21 protein-coding genes and 1 pseudogene are annotated in these 22,249 nt (G+C 57.6%); 4 read left to right on the plus strand and 18 right to left on the minus strand.

Features of this window, described 5'->3' with window-relative positions; genetic code table 11:
- Positions 1-30 precede the first annotated feature (30 nt).
- From FHK95_RS09255 to FHK95_RS09280, 6 genes are all read right to left on the minus strand, one after another.
- Positions 31-342 (minus strand): antitoxin Xre/MbcA/ParS toxin-binding domain-containing protein, encoded by a 312-nt coding sequence (locus FHK95_RS09255; protein WP_178114754.1) that lies wholly within the window; start codon positions 340-342, stop codon positions 31-33.
- Positions 343-402: 60 nt separating this feature from the next.
- Positions 403-801 carry a DUF6957 family protein gene (locus tag FHK95_RS09260; RefSeq protein WP_150304333.1) on the minus strand — a complete coding sequence of 133 codons (399 nt, stop codon included), beginning with the start codon at positions 799-801 and terminating at the stop codon, positions 403-405.
- 207 nt (positions 802-1,008) lie between these two features.
- Positions 1,009-1,938: an HD domain-containing protein gene (locus FHK95_RS09265; protein WP_150304334.1), complete on the minus strand. Its 930-nt coding sequence runs from the start codon at positions 1,936-1,938 to the stop codon at positions 1,009-1,011.
- Complete coding sequence (locus FHK95_RS09270; RefSeq protein WP_150304335.1) at positions 1,938-2,183, minus strand: hypothetical protein; 246 nt, start codon at positions 2,181-2,183, stop codon at positions 1,938-1,940. Before FHK95_RS09270 ends, FHK95_RS09265 begins: the two co-directional genes overlap by 1 nt.
- A complete protein-coding gene (locus FHK95_RS09275) occupies positions 2,176-3,381 on the minus strand; it encodes an Arm DNA-binding domain-containing protein (protein ID WP_150304336.1) in 1,206 nt (401 codons plus the stop codon). Before FHK95_RS09275 ends, FHK95_RS09270 begins: the two co-directional genes overlap by 8 nt.
- Positions 3,374-3,610, minus strand: coding sequence for a hypothetical protein (locus tag FHK95_RS09280; protein WP_150304337.1), 237 nt, complete (start codon positions 3,608-3,610; stop codon positions 3,374-3,376). Before FHK95_RS09280 ends, FHK95_RS09275 begins: the two co-directional genes overlap by 8 nt.
- Positions 3,611-3,745: 135 nt before the next feature.
- Between FHK95_RS09280 and FHK95_RS09285 the strand changes: the two genes are divergently transcribed.
- On the plus strand, positions 3,746-3,988 hold the full coding sequence (locus FHK95_RS09285; protein ID WP_150304338.1) for a helix-turn-helix domain-containing protein: 243 nt from the start codon (positions 3,746-3,748) through the stop codon (positions 3,986-3,988).
- A 117-nt stretch (positions 3,989-4,105) separates the two neighbouring features.
- A pseudogene (locus FHK95_RS09290) lies at positions 4,106-4,881 on the plus strand (DEAD/DEAH box helicase family protein); the annotation flags it as partial.
- Positions 4,882-5,600: 719 nt separating this feature from the next.
- On the opposite strand, the gene FHK95_RS09295 reads toward FHK95_RS09290, so the two are convergent.
- Positions 5,601-6,533, minus strand: coding sequence for a quinone oxidoreductase family protein (locus FHK95_RS09295; protein ID WP_150304339.1), 933 nt, complete (start codon positions 6,531-6,533; stop codon positions 5,601-5,603).
- A gap of 197 nt (positions 6,534-6,730) precedes the next feature.
- Here FHK95_RS09295 and FHK95_RS09300 point away from each other — a divergent pair, with 197 nt between their 5' ends.
- The gene (locus FHK95_RS09300) at positions 6,731-9,073 is read left to right on the plus strand and encodes an FdhF/YdeP family oxidoreductase (protein ID WP_150304340.1); all 2,343 of its coding nucleotides are present in this window, start codon (positions 6,731-6,733) and stop codon (positions 9,071-9,073) included.
- Positions 9,074-9,919: 846 nt separating this feature from the next.
- Here FHK95_RS09300 and FHK95_RS09305 read toward each other — a convergent pair.
- Genes FHK95_RS09305 through FHK95_RS09315 form a run of 3 tightly spaced genes read right to left on the minus strand, consistent with a single transcriptional unit; the run spans position 9,920 to position 12,368 of the window.
- A complete protein-coding gene (locus FHK95_RS09305) occupies positions 9,920-10,375 on the minus strand; it encodes a VOC family protein (protein WP_328592933.1) in 456 nt (151 codons plus the stop codon).
- Positions 10,368-11,405: an aromatic ring-hydroxylating dioxygenase subunit alpha gene (locus FHK95_RS09310; RefSeq protein ID WP_150304341.1), complete on the minus strand. Its 1,038-nt coding sequence runs from the start codon at positions 11,403-11,405 to the stop codon at positions 10,368-10,370. Before FHK95_RS09310 ends, FHK95_RS09305 begins: the two co-directional genes overlap by 8 nt.
- Positions 11,406-11,426: 21 nt before the next feature.
- The gene (locus FHK95_RS09315) at positions 11,427-12,368 is read right to left on the minus strand and encodes a Rieske 2Fe-2S domain-containing protein (RefSeq protein WP_150304342.1); all 942 of its coding nucleotides are present in this window, start codon (positions 12,366-12,368) and stop codon (positions 11,427-11,429) included.
- A gap of 189 nt (positions 12,369-12,557) precedes the next feature.
- On the opposite strand from FHK95_RS09315, the gene FHK95_RS09320 reads away from it, so the two are divergent.
- On the plus strand, positions 12,558-12,881 hold the full coding sequence (locus tag FHK95_RS09320) for a 2Fe-2S iron-sulfur cluster-binding protein (RefSeq protein ID WP_150304343.1): 324 nt from the start codon (positions 12,558-12,560) through the stop codon (positions 12,879-12,881).
- A 44-nt stretch (positions 12,882-12,925) separates the two neighbouring features.
- Here FHK95_RS09320 and FHK95_RS09325 read toward each other — a convergent pair whose 3' ends face one another.
- From FHK95_RS09325 to FHK95_RS09360, 8 genes are all read right to left on the minus strand, one after another.
- Positions 12,926-14,107 carry an acetyl-CoA C-acetyltransferase gene (locus FHK95_RS09325; protein WP_150304344.1) on the minus strand — a complete coding sequence of 394 codons (1,182 nt, stop codon included), beginning with the start codon at positions 14,105-14,107 and terminating at the stop codon, positions 12,926-12,928.
- Positions 14,108-14,243: 136 nt separating this feature from the next.
- Positions 14,244-14,894, minus strand: a complete 651-nt coding sequence (locus tag FHK95_RS09330) for a CoA transferase subunit B (RefSeq protein ID WP_150304345.1) — start codon at positions 14,892-14,894, stop codon at positions 14,244-14,246.
- A gap of 2 nt (positions 14,895-14,896) precedes the next feature.
- The gene (locus FHK95_RS09335; RefSeq protein ID WP_150304346.1) at positions 14,897-15,595 is read right to left on the minus strand and encodes a CoA transferase subunit A; all 699 of its coding nucleotides are present in this window, start codon (positions 15,593-15,595) and stop codon (positions 14,897-14,899) included.
- Positions 15,596-15,631: 36 nt separating this feature from the next.
- Complete coding sequence (locus FHK95_RS09340; RefSeq protein WP_150304347.1) at positions 15,632-16,540, minus strand: hydroxymethylglutaryl-CoA lyase; 909 nt, start codon at positions 16,538-16,540, stop codon at positions 15,632-15,634.
- Complete coding sequence (locus FHK95_RS09345; protein WP_150304348.1) at positions 16,537-18,492, minus strand: acetyl/propionyl/methylcrotonyl-CoA carboxylase subunit alpha; 1,956 nt, start codon at positions 18,490-18,492, stop codon at positions 16,537-16,539. The genes FHK95_RS09340 and FHK95_RS09345 overlap by 4 nt, the downstream gene beginning before the upstream one ends.
- A gap of 54 nt (positions 18,493-18,546) precedes the next feature.
- Positions 18,547-19,341, minus strand: a complete 795-nt coding sequence (locus FHK95_RS09350) for a gamma-carboxygeranoyl-CoA hydratase (protein ID WP_150304349.1) — start codon at positions 19,339-19,341, stop codon at positions 18,547-18,549.
- 58 nt (positions 19,342-19,399) lie between these two features.
- Positions 19,400-21,007, minus strand: a complete 1,608-nt coding sequence (locus FHK95_RS09355; RefSeq protein ID WP_150304350.1) for a carboxyl transferase domain-containing protein — start codon at positions 21,005-21,007, stop codon at positions 19,400-19,402.
- 41 nt (positions 21,008-21,048) lie between these two features.
- Complete coding sequence (locus tag FHK95_RS09360) at positions 21,049-22,230, minus strand: isovaleryl-CoA dehydrogenase (RefSeq protein WP_150304351.1); 1,182 nt, start codon at positions 22,228-22,230, stop codon at positions 21,049-21,051.
- Positions 22,231-22,249: the final 19 nt, after the last annotated feature.

The following is a 22,249-nucleotide window of genomic DNA, read 5'->3' on the forward strand; positions in this document are numbered from 1 at the left end:
TCAGATTTGAACCGTCGTTGACAGTACTGCTCAGAAGACATATCCCTCGATGATCCTGAACAGGTCCTCAATAACCATTTCACAGGTCGTTTCGCTATCCTTGATGCAGGCCAACGGCGTCTTGCCGTCCAAACGTGACGTTGGCTTTTGCAAGTACTCCCTAGCTGCATCAGGGCTCCCAAAGACCAAGAGTGCCAGGGCCAGGGTTTCAGTCGTCTGCCAATCTGTTAGCAAGCCGTCTGTGAATCCAAGCTCCAGTCCATTTTGCTTTTTTGGTACGCGGCTTATAGCGTGTTGAAATTCGGCTAGACGTGCCGCCGGTAAACCATCACGAATGTTCATTCTCACAGACATCCTCTTGCGGCGGGTGCCGGTGACAGAAGGATCGTCACCGGCTCATGCTCAGAATATGCTCATGATCGCGTTCATAGAGGTGGTTTTGCGCTTCCCTTCACCCACCAGAATGTAAACGGTGTTTCTGGTTTCAAAAAAACAGGGGGGAGTAAATTTGGTCAATGGTGTGGTCCTAACCCAGTTGCCCGGCTCGAAACGCCGACTGCTGTCGTACATGACGTGATGCGCATACACCATCACAGGTTTGAGATTCCGCGTCTCTAGATCCTTGATGATTTTGTCGTCCACATCCAGGTCAGCCCAAATCCAGTCGCGTACGATGCAATAGGGCATGCACTTAGCAAAGGCTTGCCCCTGTTCTTTAGCCTCTTCCAGCGTGAAGATGCCGCCCTGCATGGGTTCGCCTTCACCGTATAGTAGGTCAGTCATTTCTTTTAGATCAGTCATATCAGGTTCCGTCATGTATGCCTTGGCTATCGGTGGGAGTATGGAAGAGCCAATGGCTGTATGTATAGCCAGTATTTTTACCAGCATGACTTCGATGCTTGTCAATCAACCGAGCAGGATTTGAACAGGCCATTAAAGGCCAGATGCTCAGCCACGCCGGGTCTCTGGGTCCAGGGCTTGCATCGCAAGCCCTGATTACCAGATGACCTACGGCGGGCTCGGCAGCCAGTAACTGCTGGTGGGCCCGGGGCCTTGATCCTTGGCGAAGGTTTGCCACTCGGGTAGCTGGCTAAACGCCCTTTGACGATTGCTGGCAGCCGCGCTCATTACGTCAGCTTGTTTAATGGTTAATGCAATCGGCATCAAAGGCCTTTGTTGTTTGGGGCGAAGCATCCAGTCAAACAGGTAGCGCAATGCATTGGCTCCGTCAGGCCATTGCGTGTCGAGCTGAGCCAGCGCTGGTAATGCCAGTTCCAGCCCCAGTAACTCATGGCTGACCAGATAACCCGTTTCGGTTCGGCGACCGTCCGGATGAATGCTACGGACCTTGCCTAAGTCATGCAGCAGCCCGGCAACCGCCGCTAGCCAGCGTTCATGTTCAGCAAAGCAGCCGCTCACTGCATATACCGATTTCGCGACTTCCAGGCTGTGTTCTGCCAACCCACCGGGATAACAGTGGTGGTGGCTGGCACTGGCGGGAAGATTGAAAAAAGCGCAGCCAATAGCAGGTTCCCCCAAAACCTGATAGACAAAACTCTTCAGGGATGGATAGGGACAGGACTTCAGCCATTGCTCAACCCTCATCACAGACTCCATCGAGCTGACCCGGCTGACGGGCAGGTGACATAACGATTTGAAGCTCTGCGGTGCCATTACCTGACTATCCTTGCCCAGCAGAAAACTGCCGTGTCTGGTGGCCTGCATGCTGACGGCAACCAAACCGTTAGACGGCCACCTCGCAGGGTGGTCTTCCAGGTCCAGCAGTACCTCATGGCAGCCGAACAGATTTTCTAAAACAAGAAAAATGGCTGATTTCAACGGTAACACCTGATAAGCCTGTTGTGGTACCAGACAACCTGTCAGCCAAAACGTCTCCAAATTCTGACCATGAATAACAGGAGGCATAGATTGATTCATCAGGCAGCCCCCCAGCGTTCCATGGTGCTTTTCAGGTGTACCAGCAGGTAAGGCAAAACGGCTTTGTCACATTCCTCTTCCAGCTGAGGCAGTGCTTCCTTAACCCAGGTTTCCAGGGCATCCAGGTTGGAAGTCTCGTGGCCACGTCCGATCAGAAAGACCAGCGCATCGCCATCAGGGATGCGCAAAGCGACCTGAATGGCACTGGCAAGGCGGCGGCAAGTGCGATGCGATACGTTAAGCATGTTCATTCTCCTGAACTTCGGTCTGGCTGTCCTGGTGAAACTCATTCATTAACAAACGCTCCATCGCCGAGCCGTCACGGCGAGTCAGATTGGGTACATAACGGGAATACACACGGAACAGCATTTCGGTCGTGGTATGCCCCATCTGCCGTGCGATCCACTCGGGAGCCTCGCCTGAAGCCAGCCAAAGTGTCGCCGCGGTATGCCGGGTCTGATAGGGCCTGCGTTTTCTGAGACCTAGATGGCGTAATAGCGGATACCAAACCCTCTGGGTGATATTGCGATGCGCCATCGGCTTGCCATTTCGTGTACAGAACACATATTCGAACTCGCCGGTAGCTTGCCGTTGTGATTGCAATGCCTCAAAGACTGGCCCAGACATATCGATGGTGCGGAACGAGCCATCATTCTTGGTGTAAACCAATTCGTCTTTGACCAGCGCTTGGCGAACCAGGATCTGCCGTCGTTCAAAATCAACGTATTGCCATTGCAGGCCGTCAATTTCACCGGTACGCATTCCGGTCAGAAATCGCACGGTGTAGTAATTCTTGAAGTCGGGCCGGATTGTTTCAAGAATCTGCTTCACTTCATCGAAGGTGAAGGGCGCAACATCCGTCCGTGGTACCTTTATGGATTTGATGCCTAGATAAGGTGAGGTAAACTCGAAGCGGTCGGCTGCTTCATTAAGGATCATGCGCAAAGGCGTCATGATATGGTTGATTCGCTCTGCTGAGAGGGGTTTGTCTTTTCCGTTTCTGACTTTGGCGAGCTGGGACCGGAATGACAAAATCTCTGCTTTGGTGATGGAGCCGACCCCCTTTTCACCGAACGCTGGTTTTAAATGGGCGCGCAAGGTGGTTGCCACCGTGTCGATGTGCGAGCGCCGCCACTGAGCCTGCATCTCCGCAAACCAGGTATCGGCGAAATCGCTGAATAGCGGTGTTGCGTGTTGCTTTACAGGCGCCCTGATCGCATCCGCCTCGCTAAACTTGCGCGCATTGCTACTACCTGGAAAGTACCGGGCATACTCGAACGAGCCAAGGGTAATCTCGGCCTCAATTTTTTTCAGGATAGTCTCAAGCTTGCGTCGGTTGGCCGGTGTGTCATCCAGCGCTGTTTGCTCGCGACAACGCTTGCTCCTGTAGCGGAAGTCGAAGAACAGCTTTCCCGTCTCCGGCCGGGTAACAATCCTACCCATGACACATCCCTCCACGTGCCATCGGCACGGCAAGGCCGTTCGCATTCGAATGTCCGCCCATGTCTCGCTCTATTGCGTCCCAGATATACAGAATTTTGCGTCCGCCGAATGGGCGGATGTAATGAGTGCCCTCCAGCAGAACGCTGTCCTTGAACCGCTCGCGGATGGTTCTGGCGTCGTACTTGATACGGGCGGCTAGCTCGTCGGTAGTCAAATATTGAGTGCTCACAGGTGTTCTCCTTAGCTTCAAATGTAGCTATTTGGCTACATATATCAACTTATAGCTTCGCCAGGTGATGTGTGCAAGCTTTTTTTGAAGCGTATTGCTAACATTTGCAAATTACTGGTAACGGTTGTAGTCAATATGCTTCGTTTCAAGATCAAAGAAATGATCGCTCGCAGGGAGTTTGAGGAGGGGCGGCGCATCACCATCGCAGAGGTTGCGAAGGGCGCTGGGATCCACCGGGTGACGTTATCGAAGATGATCAACCGGCGCGGATTCAGCACCAGTACAGATCACATTGACGGGCTGTGCCGGTACTTTGACTGCAAGGTTGAGGATCTGGTTGAATACGTGCCGGACGAGCTGGTCCGGGAGGCCGATTAGATCGGTAGTCAGTTAAGAGTTGATGTTAGGGCTTTCAGAGTGTTGACACGCTTGGGTGATGTTGGAAGCACTGCAGAATGTGATGCTGGCCAGTGATTTTGCCACACGCCTCTGACTCAAAAATCGATAGGGAATAGCTACTTTACTGCGTCCGGTAAAGCGTCGTTCTCACATCGCATCATCGTCATCACGACCAACAACTGGAGCGAGCACGCCAAGGCGACTTGCAGGGGTAGTAGCTCCAGTCAGCAAGATTGATCTGCAAGCGCTGGAATACAGCCAGAATGACTGGACAAGGTACCAATGAAGGAAAAGAAGCAGCTCAGGGATCACTAGCAGTCGACCTTGAACGCTGTCTCAGTTGGGCTCAAATCAGCAGGCCGGGGCAAGCTGATCATGGCTTGTGGTACCGGCAAAACCTATACCAGCCTGAAGATCGCGGAACGCTTGGCAGGCAAGGGCAAGGGCAAGGGCAAGCGCGTGCTGTTTTTGGTGCCGAGCCTTTCGCTGTTGTTCCAGACCCTGGCTGAATGGACGCAGGAGAGCGACATCCCGCTCCACGGTTTTGCCGCCTGTTCTGATAGCGACATGGGCAAAAAGCGCAAGCAAGGGGACGATGCGATCCAGGTCTTTAACCCGGCCACCACCAAAGCAGACCGGCTCGCCGCGGAGATCCTCAAGCGCCACGATAACGAGCATATGAGCGTGGTGTTCTCTATTATCACTCCATCAACGTGATCAGCCGCGCCCAGCATGAACACGAGTTGGCAGCTTTCGATCTGATCGTTTGTGACGAGGCGCACCGCACAACGGGCGCAACCTTTTGTGAGGATGACGAAAGCACCTTCGTACGTGTTCACGATGAGGACTACATTCGTGCTGCGAAGTGCATGTAGATGACGGCCATACCGCGTACCAGCGATAAAAATGCCACGTTCGTTGATGGCGCTCTGCGTGTAACAGTCAGCGAGCAATGCGACTGTCAATGGCCATCTACTTTGGCCTACTTGAGGGTGATTCGGCACCACGATGTGCTATGACGCCGCGGAATGTTTCCGCAGCGGAAGTCGCTGCGAACCCATCAATGCAGCAAGCGCTAACGAGGGTGCGAAAAATCCCATCTTGAAAACATGGCTAAATGGTGCTGCTAAGGTGGTCATGAGCGTTTCCTAGGAATTTCTTATTTTTTTGATCAAGGGTAAGCGCCAAGAACCCGCACTTGTTTTCCATAGTCAAGCCATACCACACTGACTACATCGCAACCACAACGAGAATGTCAGATCAGCACGGAGCTCAAACAATACTGTCAACAGTATGTAGCCGATTGGCGAGCATCCGGGCAGCTTCTAATTCCACGATAAACAACACGCATTGCTCTGGAACATCCTTTTCGCCATGACAGCTAAAGAAGCTGATTTTGATCGAGCGAACCACTTCCAGCACATTTACCCGATGCGTCTGAATCTTGACGCTAAACCGCTAACGCTTGTGCCGGGAAAAGGTGTCTTGAGCTCACAGGCGGCATTCCCTAACCGTCCCGGAGCTGGATTGGTGGACAGCGCGCCCTACCTAGCTATCTGATGTGATTGGGTCGAGTTTCACCTGTGCAAACTCAAGATTTACCGACCTTCGCATAAATTTTTGCGTGTGGCCCATTTACCTGTGATTGCCAGGCTTTTGGCGTCTCGTCGAAGTCGAACTCGGCATAGTCCACAGTGATGTTTTCCGTGGTGGTGATATCCAGCAAGCGTTCCCAGATTTTGCGACGATCAGCCGGAGGGCGCTGACCGGTGCCGATGCATGAAAGCGTCCTGAACAGGAGGTCGGCGATGTCCAGGTTGAGTTGCCGTCCCGCACCGGTGCCTACTGTAACGATGCGTGCTCCCCACCGCGTTGCCTTCAGTGCATTTAGCATGGGCTGACCACACACCAGATCAAGCACTACGTCGTAACCTTCTCGCGCTTCGGCTTTGAGTGCCGCCACATCAGTTTCGTCGCCCTTGAGGCATACCGTCGCATCGGTAATTCCGCGCTCTTTCAAGCGCGCCAGAGCTGCTTCACTTCTGCCTGCGGCAACGACCTTGCCTGCTCCCAGATAACGGGCAAGCTGCAAGGCGATCTGCCCGAGCGTGCCGGTACCGCCGAGGATCAATACGGTCTCACCGGGCTGAATCTTTGCGGTTTCCAGCGGAATCAGCGCGCCGGTTGCGGCGATACCCATGGTAATGGCGGTGCGGTCATCGATATGGTCCGGCACATCCCAGACTTCTTCGGCAGGGACCAGTGTGCGTTCGGCCCAAGCGCCAAAAGGCAGTACAGAACGTTCGCCGAAGTACACTCGCTTGCCTTCCGCCGTGCGACCGACGCCCTCGCCCCGGATGACGCAGGGATAGGCTACGCCGAGTCGATACGCGCCGAGCACGTCCCAGCCGCCGAGGCCTGCAGTATCAACGTCGATCAGTATCGCGCCGTCCTGGGCTTCCGGTTCCTTGAAGTCCTGCATGACGGGGAGGGCGCCGCGTTCGGTAATGACAGCTGCTTTCATTGTTATCTCCTGTTGCTGACGGATGCGCGAGAGGGAGGCTCCGGCTGATGTCTGGCATGTATTGTGCGCTGTAGTAGGATTTCATTCTGTAGTAAGATTGATATTCTGTCAAAAGAACGGGGCGTGGCGAATGGAGGATATTTCTAAAGTCTCTTCGCGATACTCTGACCCAAGCACCCGCACTTGGTGAATACTGGATGAGTTGGTTACATAACAGCAAAACGCAGTTCAAAATCTACAATGGCCCGGCAGCTGGCTGGGGTGCGTTGCTGAGCGTTACCCATGCGTGGCTGAACAGCGAACAGCCCATCAAGAACATCAAAGCGTTGCTCAGAACCAATCAGCAGGGAGGCTTTGATTGCCCCGGTTGCGCCTGGGGTGATTCACCGGAATCCGGTGCGGTCAAATTCTGTGAAAATGGCGCCAAGGCGGTCAATTGGGAAGCGACCAGTCGCCGGGTGGACGCCGAGTTTTTCGCCCGGCATAGCGTCGCCCAATTACGTGAGCAGAGTGACTACTGGCTTGAGTACCAGGGACGCTTGACGGAACCGATGCGCTATGACGCAGCGACCGACCGATATCTCCCGATCAGTTGGGATGATGCTTTTGTGCTGATTGCGGGCCACCTCAACCATCTGGAATCTCCGGATCAGGCTGAATTTTATACGTCGGGTCGCGCCAGCAACGAAGCGGCTTTTCTCTATCAGTTGTTCGCCCGTGCTTACGGTACCAACAATTTTCCCGATTGCTCGAACATGTGCCACGAGGCGAGCGGTGTAGCGCTGAACGGGAGTCTGGGGACGGGCAAGGGCACGGTGACCTTCGAAGACTTCGAGCACGCCGATGCCATATTCGTTCTGGGGCAGAATCCCGGTACCAACCACCCGCGCATGCTTGAGCCGCTGCGGGATGCTGTCAGGCGCGGCGCGCAGGTGGTGTGTTTCAATCCATTGAAGGAGCGCGGGCTGGAGCGATTTCAGCATCCGCAGAAGATGTCGGAAATGCTCACCAACCGGTCGAAGGCGATGCATACGGACTTCTTTCGACCGGCGCTGGGTGGTGACATGGCCATCCTCCGGGGTATGGCGAAATACCTTCTGGCATGGGAAAGAGACGCGCAACGCCGCGGTGTTTCCGGCGTACTGGACGATGACTTCATTCTCATGCAGACCGATGGATTTGCCGCCTATCTGGAGGTGCTGGACGCCACTGGCTGGGAACACATTGTCGAGCAATCAGGCCTGAGTCTGGGTCAGATCGAGAGGGCCGCGAAGCTCTATTGCGAGGCGTCCAACGTCATCTTCTGCTGGGCAATGGGCATCACCCAACATCATCACGGCGTGGCGACTATTCAGGAAATAGTCAACCTGCAGCTATTGCGCGGCAACGTCGGACGCCCCGGTGCTGGCCTCTGTCCGGTTCGCGGGCACAGCAATGTTCAAGGCGATCGCACCATGGGTATCAGCGAAAGACCGCCGCAGATATTTCTCGACCGGCTGGCGGAAAATTTCAGTTTCGAGCCGCCCCGCCATCCGGGCCACAACACAGTGGAGGCCATCGGCGCGATGTTAAGCGGCTCCGCTCGTGTGTTCGTAGGTCTCGGTGGTAATTTTGCCCAAGCCACCCCAGACAGCCCTGTGACGCATCAGGCGTTGAGCAATTGCGATCTGACGGTGCAGATTAGTACCAAACTAAATCGCAGTCATTTGATGGTCGGCAAGGAAGCGTTGATTTTGCCCTGTCTCGGCAGGACTGACATTGATCAACAGGCAGCGGGCGCGCAGTGCGTGACCGTGGAAGACTCCTTCAGTATGGTTCACGCGTCCTTTGGTCAGCTTGAACCTGCATCCGATCAGATGCGTTCGGAGCCCTGGATCATAGCTGGGATAGCTCAAGCTACTCTGGGCGCACGGCCGGTTGACTGGCAGGCAATGCGAGATGATTATCGGTTGATCAGAGCCGCGATCGCTCAGGTCATACCGGGATTCGAAAATTTCGAGAATCGGCTCACAGGTCCTGGCGGTTTTCATTTATCCAACCCAGCCAGTTCGCGTGAGTGGCAGACCAGCACCGGAAAAACGCAGTTTTCCGCCAATGTTTTACCCATCAGTCTGATTCACGAGAAGGTTCATGCCAGTGGACGAACCCATGATTTGATCTTGCAAAGCCTCCGCTCACACGATCAGTACAACACAACTATCTATAGCTTGAATGATCGCTATCGGGGAGTTTCGGGGCAGCGTGAAGTCCTTTTCGTCAATCAGAAGGATATCGACAGGTTGGGCTTTGAGGCGGCTCAGAAAGTAGATCTGGTTTCACTCTGGGATGATGATGTTGAGCGAAGGGTAAAAGGTTTTACGCTGCTTCCCTACGATATTCCGGAAGGGCAGGCTGCGGCCTATTACCCAGAGGTCAATCCGCTGGTGCCGCTGGATAGTTACGGTATTGACAGCTTCACGCCAGCATCGAAGTTCATACCGATCAAGCTTTATCCGAGTGATTTCGGATCGAAGCATCAATTAAGGTTTGTCCATGGATAGGCCAGTAAGTCGCTACCTGCCAGGATTTATGCGCGAAAGGCCTCGGTTGGCTATGTTTATGCTTCTGGCTATCGCTGTATCAGGGTTTGGCCAGACCTTCTTTCTCGGTTTTTGGCGTCCACATTCGAGACGGGCTGTCTCCCAACAACGCGGATTATGCTTTTTATTACAGCACAGCCACTTTGGGCTCCGCAACTCTGTTGCTTAAAGCCGGGCCCTGGGTAGATGGCTGTCGCAAAGTCAGCCGACACCGGAACAGTCTCGATCCTCAACAGGTCACTCGGCGCATGTCACCCGCGCAACAGCAAGGCTGGACGGTGTCGGAATTGGCCAGGCGTTTGCCGGATTTGCTGCAGGTCACTTATTCAGTTCGCTGCTGGCAGGACCGCTGGTTGACAGGCTTGGTGCTCAGCATTCCTTGCCATTTACGCTGTTGCCTATGATTCTGGGCTTATTGTGTCTGGCATTAACAAAAGCCAGTTGGACGCCCTATGCTTCTTGGGGCTGACCGGCGTAAATCTTGGATTAGCTGGTACCGCGAGCGGGGTACTCTGGCCCGAGCGATACGGAATCACCCACATGGGTGCTATCCGGTCTGTGGCCCATGCTGCGCTTGTGGTAGCTACGGCGGTTTCTCCTATTACTATTGGTTTGCTGTTAGATTTGTTATTGGTAACCCCTCAATCCTTGGCGGGTTACCTAACTTTAGGCTCAAGCTTGGCTGCAGCGCTGGCATGGACCTCCGGAAGCCCTTCTGAAGGGAAGCGCTCCGAGGCGCGTTACTAATGTCAGAAGCGATTTGATCGTTTTACTCCGGCTGCTTTTTTCGTTGCTGTTGAGAGCGCACTAACTTTCGCTGATGCAGCTGGCTACTAATTTGTGACCGTCCGGGTCACGTATGTAGGCTGCATACACATTTGGTCCCACGTCCCGAAACCCTGGGGCGCCGGCGTCAGTGCCTCCCCTTTGCAGGGCACGTTTGTGAAATTCATCCACTGAGGCTCGGTCCGCTGCTGCAAAGCCTACTGTCAAGCCGTTACCTACACTGGCTGCGTTGCCATCCGACGGCGTTAGGACTACGAAGCGCGGGCCTGCGCCACCCCAGAGAGATGCCGTTTCCTTGTTGCCGAGGTTTTCATAACCCAGTGCATCAAGCACTGAATCATAGAAGGTGCGAGCTCTGGGTAGGTCGTTGGTACCTACAGTGACGTGTGAAAACATAGGCAGTTCTCCTGGTTGGAGCGCGTTACATGGCGCCCAGTTGATCACAAGGTTTCTCGGGCGCGCGGAGGATTTAGCCATCCATGCCTAGCAATGTGGTGATGTCACGTCCCGGTTCCGCATCAGTACCGTAGGAAAAGTCCCCCCGGCGCTGGCGCTTAGCCAGTTGTTCCATCTGGTAGCGGTATCGGGTGCCAGGTGCATCGAAGCGAGAATGCAGGTCACGCCTGTCTGATTCATCCAGATAACGTTGATTCTGCGGACGTACCACCGAGTTGTCTTGAGGCTGGATGATGTAATTGATTCGCGGCATCAAATAGCGAAAAGGAGAGGGCGCAGCGGTGGTATTGAAAGTAACGTCGCAACGGGAGCGATGCCGTCCCACCGGCAAAAACGGTTGCAGATTGGGAACGTCGTAACCAGGTCGAAATCGGGGGTAGGAAATGCAGACATTGCTGCGCAAGTGAATATGCAGCACAGCACGGAAATCCTGATACTTGGCGCGTATCCCACCCACCCAGCGCATCACCGGCGCGACTGACTTTTGCGTGACCATACGGGTTCTGGTTACCGTCTCGGACGTCCATTCGACTTCGACGACGTCGGATTCGGAGATGCCGTCGCCTATGGTATTGGCATGCAGGAAATCGGCGTGGGTCAGGTCTATGAGGTTTTCCACCGAGAGCGCCGATGAGGCGTCGAACCGGACAGTCCGCTGCGTGTAGCCCGGAATATTGCCGTCCAGGGGCAAGAAGGGGATATGCGGCAGCAGCTGAATATCTGCGTGATCGGGGTTGCCATACCACGCCCAGATATAGCCGTAGCGTTCGATGACAGGATAGCTGCCGGAACCTCCGGTGAAGGCGCTGCTGGCGTGGCGCAGGGCTGCCAGCCGCGATGGATGGAACTCGGCCGCCTGAGATATACCGTTTTCACGCCAGAGAAAATAAGGCTGGGAGTGGATGATCCGGCGGATGGGCCTTGAGCTCACGTCGCGACTGTGCGAGACCGGAAACCAGGTATCGTGCAGATCATAATTGACCGGAGTCCAGTCTGAGGGACGCTTGCTGCGCTGCCCTGCGACAGTGTCGTTGGTGGATACAGTGTGCATTGTGAATTCTCCTTGGGACAATCAGACGGCGGCGCGTACAGGAATCAGCGATTGATCGCGTAGCCGGTCCAAGTCACGGGAGGGTGCTACCAGCAGAGCGGCTAACGCTTCGCCATCGACATGGGAGTGCACCCGAAAAGGTGGGCGTTGTGCCCGGCGCGCTGCACGCCAGCGCAGCGGTGCAACGCCGCCCTCGCTTCGGTGCAGAAAGCCTCGCCAACAGAGACTGGTGGTACCGCGTCGGTTGGCTCCCGAGGCAATGAAAACGGTACACAGCGGCGTTTCCTCCTCGGTGAGAAGGTCGACGCGAATGTCTCCTCCGCATACAGGAACGGACGTACGGACGATCAGGGGATAGTCGACAACGAATTGCGGCGGCAGTACCTTGGTAGACCAGACTGCACCTCGATCAAGGACCAGATGGTTATCCTTCAGACAGGGATCGCCCAGAAAGAAATCGGTCATCCTTACCGCATCAAAACTGATCAGGCAGTGGGGTCCATCAAGCATTGCGGCGAGATATTCCTCGTGCTGAATACTGACGGTGGCCGCACCGGTATATTCGCGACCTTCGGGCAGATAAGTTGCCGCAGGCACCGACTCGTTCGGCTCATCTTCTCCTAACCAGACGTGAACAAATCCGTTTCGTTCAGCCACCGAGTAGGCTCGCGCAGCATATCGGGCAGGCACTCGTTCATTGGCGTGCAGGTTGGGTATCGCCGTGCAAGCGCCGCTGGCGCCGTCAAATGTCCAGCCATGGTAGCCACACTGGATTCCGCTCTCTACAACGCAGCCAAGGGATAGGGGCACGCGGCGGTGGGGGCAGCGATCTTCCAATGCAAACGCCTGACCTTGCCTATCCCGAAACAAGGCTAGCTCCTCGCCATTGCAGACGACTGCCAGGGGTTTTCCATTGTTTACGGCCTCGGACAAAGCCGAAGCCCACCAAGCGTTATCAGCCATCAAGGTCTACCTCGTTGTTGTTGTTTTAGTGTTGTTCTTGAGAGAAATGCCTGTGATCACTTTAGGCGTGGCTGGGAATATTATCCAATAATAATAAACAGATATATGATAAGTGTTCAAATGCGTTCCGAGGTCGGGCATCATGGCAATAGTGATTTATTACCGTTACCCACGCGCAGGGACTCCCGCATGCCAACTGTGATTTTTAACTTTGCTGACGGTCGTCAACGTACTGTAGAGGCCGTTGCAGGCCAGACGCTCATGCAGGCTGCGGTTAGCAGCGGTCTGGAAGGAATCCTGGGCGACTGTGGTGGGGTGTGTCAGTGTGCCACCTGCCACATTTATATTGACCAGTCATGGCTGGACAAACTGGCTGAAAAGGATGGTATGGAAGATGACATGCTTGAAGGTACCGCTGCTCCCCGGCTTGCACAGAGCCGCCTGGGCTGTTGCGTGATACTGGAGGCTGTGCATGAGGGCATGGTGGTGACTTTTCCACCAACACAAATCTGATGAAAAGTGGCGCGGAGCCGTCCCCGGCTCCGCGCCGGCGCTGATCAATCGCGCTCGACTGCCAGCGCGACGCCCTGACCACCACCGATACACAGCGTCGCCAGGCCTTTCTTGGCATCACGTCGAGCCATTTCATAGATCAAGGTAACCAGCACACGGCAGCCGGATGCGCCGATGGGGTGACCCAGGGCGATAGCGCCGCCGTTGACGTTGACCTTTGACACGTCCCATTCCAGTTCCTTGCCGACCGACAGACACTGGGCGGCGAAGGCCTCGTTGGCTTCGATCAGATCCAGTTCCGCGATAGACCAGCCGGCTTTGCTCAGGCATTTCTTGCTGGCTGGCACCGGTCCGATACCCATGATCGCCGGATCCACCGCTGCGCTGGCATAGCCCTTGATACGAGCCAGCACCGGCAGATTCAACGCCTTCGCTTTGTCCGCCGTCATGAGCATTACTGCCGCTGCGCCGTCATTCAGCGTCGACGCATTGCCGGCGGTGACGCTGCCGTCCTTCTTGAACGCCGGACGCAGGCCTGCCAGGCTGCATTCAGAGGTGTCGGCCCGGGGTTGCTCGTCGGTATCGAAGGCAACGGGATCGCCCTTGCGCTGGGGAATCATCACCGGCGTGATTTCATCCTGGAAGCGGCCAGCGCTGATCGCCGCATTGGCGCGCTGCTGGGAAAGCAGGGCGTAGGCGTCCTGATCCTCACGGCTGACCTGATACTGGCTTGCCAGGTTTTCGGCGGTGATGCCCATGTGGTAATCGTTGAAGGCGTCGATCAAACCGTCTTTCAGCAGGCTGTCTTCGAGCTGCGCATGGCCCATGCGCAGGCCGGTGCGCGCCTTGGGCAGCACGTAGGGCGCGAGGCTCATGCTTTCCATGCCACCGGCAATGATGATCTCGGCGTCGCCACAGCGGATCGCCTGGATGGCCATGTGCACGGCCTTGAGGCCGGAGCCGCACAGCTTGTTCAGCGTCAGCGCCGGGGTGCTGAACGGCAGGCCGGCATTGATCGCCGATTGCCGGGCCGGGTTCTGGCCACAGCCAGCGGACAGCACCTGGCCGAGAATGACTTCATCAACCTGGCTGGCGTCCAGGCCGGTGCTGCTCATTAACGAGCGGATAACGGTGGCGCCCAGTTCAACCGCGGGCACGTTGGCCAGCGCGCCTTGAAAACTACCGATGGCGGTACGCGTTGCTGCGACAATGACGACGTCTTGCATGATCTTTTCTCCAAAAAAAAACGTGGCTACCGCAATGGAAAGCCACGTAAAACCTTCAACGGGCAGCACTCCCAGTGCAGCTTGGTCAGCTACTCTGGAAATCAGTGAAGCCTACCCCGTAGGGCAGTAGGGCAGGCTAGTGTTTGCTTTGGTATTGCTCGGTCAGCACCGGGCAGCCGGTCGCTTCCTGCAATGCCTGGACGGTGATGCCGGGCGCCAGTTCAAGCAGCGCCAGGCCGGCGTCGGTAATGTCCAGCACAGCCAGATCGGTGATGATCCGGGTGACCACGCCAAGGCCGGTCAGGGGAAGGTCGCACTGCTTGAGAATCTTCGGGCTGCCGTCTTTGGCGTTGTGCTCCATCAGCACCACGACGCGCTTGACGCCGGCGACCAGATCCATCGCGCCGCCCATACCCTTGACCATCTTGCCGGGAATCATCCAGTTAGCCAGATCGCCTTTCTCCGACACCTGCATCGCACCCAGGATCGCCAGGTTGATATGTCCGCCACGGATCATGGCGAAGGAGTCGGCATTGTCGAAGAAGCTGCTGCCGGGCAGGCTGGTAACAGTCTGCTTGCCGGCGTTGATCAGGTCTGGATCGACCTTGTCGTCCTCGGGGAAGGGGCCGATGCCGAGCAGACCGTTCTCGCTCTGCAGCCACACATCCATGCCTTCGGGAATATAGTTGGCCACCAGCGTAGGCAGCCCGATGCCAAGGTTTACGTAAAAGCCGTCAGCCAATTCCTGAGCAGCTCGTTGCGCCATTTGTTCGCGTGTCCAGGCCATGATCAAGCGCTCCGTGTGGTACGTTTTTCGATACGTTTTTCCGGATTGGCATTGAGCACAATCCGCTGCACATAGATTCCCGGCAGGTGAATCTGATCGGGATCGAGCGCGCCGGTTTCGACGATTTCCTCGACCTCGACAATGCAGATCTTGCCGGCCGTCGCCGCCAGGGGGTTGAAGTTGCGCGCGGTCTTGTTGAACACCAGATTGCCGGATTTATCAGCCTTCCAGGCTTTGACCAGCGCTACGTCAGCTATCAGCGAGGTTTCCATGACGTACCACTCACCGTTGAACTGGCGGGTTTCCTTCCCTTCGGCGATCAGCGTGCCGTAGCCGGTCCGGGTATAGAAGGCCGGAATCCCGGCGCCACCGGCGCGCAGCTTTTCCGCCAGGGTACCCTGGGGCGTGAACTCCAGCTCCAGCTCGCCTGACAGGTACTGGCGCTCGAACTCCTTGTTCTCGCCGACATAGGACGACACCATCTTGCGGATCTGGCGGGATTCGAGCAGCAGCCCAAGCCCGAAACCGTCAACGCCAGCGTTGTTGCTGATAACGGTAAGATCCTTCTTCTGCGTATCGCGCAGGGCTTCGATCAGCGCTTCGGGAATACCGCACAACCCGAACCCGCCGACCGCCAGGGTCATGTCGTCTTCGACAAGCCCGGCGAGGGCCTCCCGAGCGTTAGGATAGATTTTGTTCATTGTTATAGATGCTCCTATTCCCGTTAAAGTCTGTCGTTATTGGTCACATTGGCTGCTGTTGGCTCGGGCAATGCGCGAACCGGAGGGCCGGTTCAACAGCGTACTGATACGGTTGCCGGCCTGAATCAGTGCGTCCAGGTCTATTCCAGTGTGGATGCCCAGGCCGTTGAGCATGTAGAGAACGTCTTCGGTGGCGACATTACCGGTGGCACCCTTGGCGTAGGGGCAACCGCCGAGGCCGGCAACCGAGCTGTCGAATACCTGGATGCCTTCCAGCAGCCCGGCGTAGATATTGGCCAACGCTTGCCCGTAGGTATCGTGAAAGTGGCCGGCCAGTTGATCACGCGAAATATGCTGCGCAACGGTTTCAAACAGATTGCGCGTGGCGCCGGGCGTGCCGGTGCCAATGGTGTCGCCCAGGGAGATTTCGTAGCAACCCATGGCGTGCAGTTCGCGGGCCACGCTGGCGACCTGGCTGGCGGCGATCTCGCCGTCATAGGGACAGCCCAGCACGCAGGATACATAGCCGCGTACCCGCACGCCGGCTTCGGCTGCGGCGCTCATGACGGGTTCGAAACGCTGTATGCTCTCGCTGATCGAGCAATTGATATTGCGCTGTGAAAAGCCTTCGGAGGCTGCGGCAAACACTGCCACCTCTTCAGCGCCGGCTTGCAGAGCCATTTCGAAACCTTTCAGGTTCGGTGTGAGCGCCGCGTAGGTCGTGTCGGCGCGCCGCTGAATCCCGGCGAATACGTCCAAAGAGCCGGCCATCTGCGGGACCCACTTGGGCGAGACGAAACTGCCCACCTCGATGTAGCCCACCCCTGCGTTGCTCAGGTCGTCGATCAGGCGGATCTTGTCAGCGTTGCTGACCGACTGGGCTTCGTTCTGCAGACCATCGCGCGCGCCCACTTCCACCAGTTTGACCGAGGCGGGCAGGCTCATTGCGCTTCCTCCATTTCCACTAGCAGGGTGCCCTCGGCGATTAGCTCGCCCTCGGCGCAGAAAATTGCCTTAACCGTGCCGGCTTCGGCTGCGCGAATGCTGTGTTCCATCTTCATCGCTTCGAGCACCAGCAGCACGGCGCCAGCCTCGACCTGTTGGCCTGGCTCGACCATGACGCGCACGACGCTGCCATTCATCGGCGCTTGCAAACCACCAGCATGCTGGTGGGAATGGTCCACTTCAGCAATCGGGTCAAATCGATCGATCCGCTGCCAGCTGTTATGCCATTGCAGATACAGGGCGCCATTGCTGATCAGCAGGCGGTGGCGGCTGGTCTGCTGCCCCTCGGTGATCAATAGCGTCTGGGTAGTCGGGCAATAGGAGCAGCCGGATACGTCTACGGCGGCAAAAGGCTGGTCCAGCTCGCCACAACGCAGGTGCAGGCGGCTCTGCGCGGGCAGTCCGGCGCGCCAGCTGGTCAGGTCAGTCCATGGGCTGGATTCGCCAGGTCCGGAGGCTACGGACGAAGCGCCCGGCATCGCCAGCAACCAGGCCTTCGCTGCGGTGCGCCAGAACCGCTCATCGAGTGCTTCAGGCGCGGGCAACAATTGCTCTGCATGACGCGGAATAAAACCAGTATCCAGTTCGGCCTGGGCGAAGGCGGGGTGGGCCAGAATACGGGTCAGGAACTTCAGGTTGGTCTGCACGCCAGCCACCACGGTCTCGCGCAGCATGGCCAGCAGGGACAGGCGCGCCTCTTCCCGCGTCTCGCCCCAGGCAATCAGTTTGGCGATCATCGGATCGTAGAAAGGCGAGACAACATCGCCTTCGGTAACGCCGCTGTCCACGCGGCGGCCCTTGCCGGCGGGTGGCTCGCGATACAGCTGCAAAGTGCCGCTGGCCGGGAGAAAGTCGTTATCGGTATCTTCGGCGTACAGGCGCACCTCAATGGCGTGCCCTATCAGAGGCACCTGCTCCTGGGTCAGCGGAAGCTTTTCGCCCTGGGCCACCCGCAATTGCCAGGCGACCAGATCCTGCCCGGTAATGGCTTCGGTGACCGGATGCTCGACCTGTAGGCGGGTGTTCATTTCCATAAAGAAGAATTCGCCGCGCGCGTCCAGCAGAAACTCCACCGTGCCGGCACCGACGTAGCCGATAGCCTGGGCAGCCTTGACCGCCGCATCGCCCATGGCCTTGCGCAGCTCGCGCGAAATGCCCGGCGCCGGCGCTTCTTCAACCACCTTCTGGTGACGGCGCTGGATCGAACAGTCGCGTTCGTTCAGGTACACGCCATTGCCGTGCTGGTCGGCAAACACCTGGATTTCCACGTGCCGCGGCTGCAACACGTATTTTTCCACCAGCATGCGCGCATCGCCAAAGGAGGACTGGGCTTCCCGCTGCGCCGACGCCAGTGCTTCAGCCATATCCGCTTCGCGCTCGACCACCTTCATGCCTTTGCCGCCACCGCCGGCGGTGGCCTTGAGCAACACCGGGTAGCCGATGCGCTCAGCAGCGGTTACGAAGGTCTGCAGATCCTGCTCGTCGCCATGGTAGCCAGGCACCAGCGGCACGCCGGCCTTTTCCATCAACGCCTTGGCCGCTGATTTGCTGCCCATGGCATCAATGGCTGAGGCGGGTGGCCCGACGAAGATCAGGCCCTGCTCTTCGCAGGCGCGGGCAAAGCCAGCATTTTCGGACAGAAAACCGTAGCCGGGATGAATGGCCTGGGCGCCGCTAGCGTGAGCGGCGGCGAGAATCTTGTCGACCAGCAGATAGCTGTCCGCTGGTTTCGCGCCGCCGAGACCGATGGCTACGTCGGCCTGTAGGACGTGCTGCGCCTGACGGTCAACGTCACTGTGTACGGCGACAGTGGTAATGCCCATCTCTCTGGCGGTGCGCATGACCCGGCAGGCAATTTCGCCGCGGTTGGCGATAAGCAGGGTATTGATCATTTTTGTTCGTCCCACATCATGGCGAAGTTGTGTGTTGTTCGGTGTTCATTGTCTTTAGCCTTGTTGCCATGCCGGCTTGCGCTTTTCCAGAAAGGCGCTCAGGCCTTCCTGGCCCTCAGTGCTGACCCGGATTTTGGCAATAGCCGCTTCGGTATAACTGCGTACTTCCCCGGTCAGTTCGCCGTGCTTGACGGTCTGCATCAGTGCCTTGGTCTCGCTCATGGCCTGGGGGCTGTTCAGCAGCAGGTTATCGACCCACTCCTGTAGCGCTACGTCCAGCTTCTCGGCCGGATAACATTCGGCAAGCAAGCCCAGTTCCCGTGCTCGCTCCCCGCTGAAACGCTCGGCGGTCAGAGCGTAGCGGCGCGCCGCCCGTTGCCCGATGGCTTGCACCACGTAGGGGCTGATAACGGCGGGAAGCAAGCCGATACGCACCTCGGACAGGCTGAACAGGCTGTCGCTGGTGCCAATGGCGATATCGCAGCAACTGATCAAACCCAGCGCGCCACCGAAGGCGGCCCCTTGCACCACGGCCAGGGTCGGCAGGCTGAGCTGCGCCAGACTGGCCATCAGTTGCCCCAGTTCCTTGGCGTCACCCAGGTTGGCCTGGTAATCGAGCTTGGCGCATTCCTGCATCCAGGCCAGATCGGCTCCGGCAGAGAAATGCTTGCCGCGCCCGCGCAGCAGGAGAAACCGCAGTCCTTCGGTAGCCTGAACCTCGTCCATGGCCGCCAGCAGCTCGTTGATCATTTCGGCATTGAAAGCGTTGTTGCGCTCTGGCCGGTTCAGCCACAGGGTTGCTACGCCGTTGTCGCTGTATTCGAGTTCGATTGTCTTGAAGCTGGTCATGGCTTTCTCAATCCGTGTTGTGGAATCAGCCGCCCGTGTGAAGCGGCAGCTGAAGCAATCACATCCTGAACACCCCAAAGCGGGTCGGTACAATAGGCGCATTTTTCGCGGCGGATATCGCCAGCCCGAGTACGTCGCGGGTCTGCGCCGGGTCAATTACCCCGTCGTCCCATAACCGCGCGCTGGAATAGTAGGGGTGACCCTGCCGCTCGTACTGCTCGAGAATGGGCTTGCGCAGCGTCTGTTCCTGCTCGGAGCTGAAGGTCTCGCCGGCGCGCTCAGCCTGCTCATGCTTGACCTGCACCAGCACGCCGGCAGCCTGTTCGCCGCCCATTACCGAGATACGCGCATTGGGCCACATCCATAGAAAGCGCGGATCATAGGCGCGGCCACACATGCCGTAGTTGCCGGCGCCGAAGCTGCCACCGATGATCACGGTGAACTTGGGCACCTGGGCGCAGGCCACGGCGGTGACCAGTTTGGCGCCGTGCTTGGCGATACCGCCGGCCTCGTACTTCTGGCCGACCATAAAGCCAGTGATGTTTTGCAGGAACAGCAGCGGAATGCCGCGCTGGCAGGCCAGTTCGATAAAGTGCGCGCCTTTCTGCGCGGACTCGGCGAAGAGGATGCCGTTGTTCGCCAGGATCGCCACCGGGTGTCCATGCAGATGGGCAAAGCCGCACACCAGCGTGGTGCCATACAGCGCCTTGAATTCATCGAACTGGCTGTCATCGACCAAGCGAGCAATGATTTCGCGCACGTCGAAGGGTTGCTTGGCATCGGCTGGAATGATGCCGTACAGCTCGTCGCTGGCGTAGCGCGGGTTAATCGGTGCGCGGCTATTCAGTTCACCCTGCTTGCGCCAGTTCAGATTAGCGATGCAGCGGCGGGCCAGGGCCAAAGCATGTCCGTCGTTCTCGGCATAGTGATCGGCCACGCCGGAGGTCTTGCAGTGCACATCGGCGCCGCCCAGATCCTCGGCGCTGACCACTTCGCCGGTGGCGGCTTTGACCAATGGCGGGCCAGCGAGAAAGATGGTCGCCTGATTACGCACCATGATGGCTTCGTCCGCCATGGCCGGCACATAGGCGCCGCCGGCGGTGCAGGAGCCCATCACCACGGCGATCTGCGGAATGCCTTGGGCGCTCATGTTGGCCTGGTTGAAGAAGATGCGGCCGAAGTGTTCGCGGTCGGGAAAGACCTCATCCTGGCGTGGCAGGTTGGCGCCGCCGGAGTCCACCAGATAGATACACGGCAGGCGGTTCTGCTGGGCAATGGTCTGCGCGCGCAGATGCTTCTTAACTGTCAGCGGATAATAGGAGCCGCCTTTGACCGTTGCATCGTTGGCCACGATCATGCATTCGACACCTTCCACGCGTCCGATGCCGGCGATCAGGCCTGCGGCCGGCACGTCTTCGCCATAGACCTCATGGGCGGTCAGCTGACCGATTTCCAGAAACGGCGAACCTGGATCGAGCAGGGCATCGATGCGCTGGCGGGGTAACAGCTTACCGCGCGAGAGGTGGCGTTCCTGGGCCTTGGCGCCGCCGCCTTCGGCAACGCGCGCCAGCAACTCGCGGAGGTCCGTCACCAGTGTTTGCATGGCCGAGCAGTTAACCGCATAGTCCGGCGCGTTGCGGTTGATTTGACTGTTGAGAATGCTCATGGGTTATCTCTTTTTATAAGGGCGCTTCTTATGAGGGGGCTTCACCGGGTCTCGTTGAACAGTTCACGCCCGATCAGCATGCGCCGAATTTCGCTGGTGCCTGCGCCAATCTCGTACAGTTTTGCGTCACGCCAGATGCGGCCGGTAGGGTAGTCATTAATATAGCCATTGCCGCCGAGAATCTGGATTGCTTCACCGGCCATCCACGTGGCTTTCTCGGCGGTGTACAGAATCACGCCCGCACAATCCTTGCGCACCTGACGGACGTGCCCGCTGCCCATGGCGTCGAGATACTTGCCGACACTGTAGAGATAGGCGCGGCACGCCTGGAGGGTGCTGTACATGTCGGCGACCTTACCCTGGATGAGCTGGAACTCGCCGATGCTCTGACCGAACTGCTTGCGGTCATGAATATAGGGCGTGACGATGTCCATGGATGCCTGCATCAGACCCATAGGGCCACCGCTCAGCACGGCGCGTTCATAATCCAGCCCGCTCATCAGCACCTTGGTGCCTTCGCCCAGGCCGCCGAGAATGTTCTCTTCGGGGACTTCAACGTTGTTAAACACCAGCTCGCCGGTGTGCGAGCCGCGCATGCCGAGCTTGTCGAGCTTCTGCGAAACGGAGAAGCCAGGGGTATTGGTATCCAGAATAAAGGCAGTCATGCCTTTGGCGCCAGCGGCGGGATCGGTCTTGGCGTAGACCACCAACACGTGGCAATCAGGGCCGTTGGTGATCCACATCTTGGTGCCGTTCAGAACGTAGCGGTCGCCTTTCTTGTCGGCGCGCAACTTCATGGAAACCACATCAGAGCCGGCATTTGGCTCGCTCATGGCCAGGGCGCCGATGTGCTCGCCGGAGATCAGCTTGGGCAGGAATGTCTGCTTCTGCGCTTCGCTGCCGTTGCGGTGAATCTGGTTCACGCACAGGTTGGAATGGGCACCGTAGGACAGGCCAATGCCGCCGGCTGCACGGGAAATTTCTTCCATGGCGATCATGTGCGCCAGGTAGCCCATGCCCGAGCCGCCGTATTCTTCGGCTACGGTGAGACCGAGCAGGCCCATATCGCCGAACTTGCGCCACAGATCCATCGGAAATTCGTCGGTGCGGTCGGCTTCGGCGGCACGCGGGGCGATTTCCTTGGCAGCAAAGCTGGCAACCGAATCACGCAGCATGTCGATGTCTTCGCCAAGGAAGAAGTCCAGTCCGGGTATAGCGCTCATATCGTGTTATCTCCTGTTC

The sequence above is a fragment of the Pseudomonas saliphila genome (genome assembly GCF_008638345.1).
Lineage (GTDB): Bacteria > Pseudomonadota > Gammaproteobacteria > Pseudomonadales > Pseudomonadaceae > Halopseudomonas > Halopseudomonas saliphila.

Coding starts and splice junctions, on each gene's coding strand:
- FHK95_RS09255 (WP_178114754.1), bottom strand. CDS start 342: ATGAACATTCGTGATGGTTTACCGGCGGCACGTCTAGCCGAATTTCAA.
- FHK95_RS09260 (WP_150304333.1), bottom strand. CDS start 801: ATGACTGATCTAAAAGAAATGACTGACCTACTATACGGTGAAGGCGAA.
- FHK95_RS09265 (WP_150304334.1), bottom strand. CDS start 1,938: ATGAATCAATCTATGCCTCCTGTTATTCATGGTCAGAATTTGGAGACG.
- FHK95_RS09270 (WP_150304335.1), bottom strand. CDS start 2,183: ATGCTTAACGTATCGCATCGCACTTGCCGCCGCCTTGCCAGTGCCATT.
- FHK95_RS09275 (WP_150304336.1), bottom strand. CDS start 3,381: ATGGGTAGGATTGTTACCCGGCCGGAGACGGGAAAGCTGTTCTTCGAC.
- FHK95_RS09285 (WP_150304338.1), top strand. CDS start 3,746: ATGCTTCGTTTCAAGATCAAAGAAATGATCGCTCGCAGGGAGTTTGAG.
- FHK95_RS09295 (WP_150304339.1), bottom strand. CDS start 6,533: ATGAAAGCAGCTGTCATTACCGAACGCGGCGCCCTCCCCGTCATGCAG.
- FHK95_RS09300 (WP_150304340.1), top strand. CDS start 6,731: ATGAGTTGGTTACATAACAGCAAAACGCAGTTCAAAATCTACAATGGC.
- FHK95_RS09305 (WP_328592933.1), bottom strand. CDS start 10,375: ATGGCTAAATCCTCCGCGCGCCCGAGAAACCTTGTGATCAACTGGGCG.
- FHK95_RS09310 (WP_150304341.1), bottom strand. CDS start 11,405: ATGCACACTGTATCCACCAACGACACTGTCGCAGGGCAGCGCAGCAAG.
- FHK95_RS09315 (WP_150304342.1), bottom strand. CDS start 12,368: ATGGCTGATAACGCTTGGTGGGCTTCGGCTTTGTCCGAGGCCGTAAAC.
- FHK95_RS09320 (WP_150304343.1), top strand. CDS start 12,558: ATGCCAACTGTGATTTTTAACTTTGCTGACGGTCGTCAACGTACTGTA.
- FHK95_RS09325 (WP_150304344.1), bottom strand. CDS start 14,107: ATGCAAGACGTCGTCATTGTCGCAGCAACGCGTACCGCCATCGGTAGT.
- FHK95_RS09330 (WP_150304345.1), bottom strand. CDS start 14,894: ATGGCCTGGACACGCGAACAAATGGCGCAACGAGCTGCTCAGGAATTG.
- FHK95_RS09335 (WP_150304346.1), bottom strand. CDS start 15,595: ATGAACAAAATCTATCCTAACGCTCGGGAGGCCCTCGCCGGGCTTGTC.
- FHK95_RS09340 (WP_150304347.1), bottom strand. CDS start 16,540: ATGAGCCTGCCCGCCTCGGTCAAACTGGTGGAAGTGGGCGCGCGCGAT.
- FHK95_RS09345 (WP_150304348.1), bottom strand. CDS start 18,492: ATGATCAATACCCTGCTTATCGCCAACCGCGGCGAAATTGCCTGCCGG.
- FHK95_RS09350 (WP_150304349.1), bottom strand. CDS start 19,341: ATGACCAGCTTCAAGACAATCGAACTCGAATACAGCGACAACGGCGTA.
- FHK95_RS09355 (WP_150304350.1), bottom strand. CDS start 21,007: ATGAGCATTCTCAACAGTCAAATCAACCGCAACGCGCCGGACTATGCG.
- FHK95_RS09360 (WP_150304351.1), bottom strand. CDS start 22,230: ATGAGCGCTATACCCGGACTGGACTTCTTCCTTGGCGAAGACATCGAC.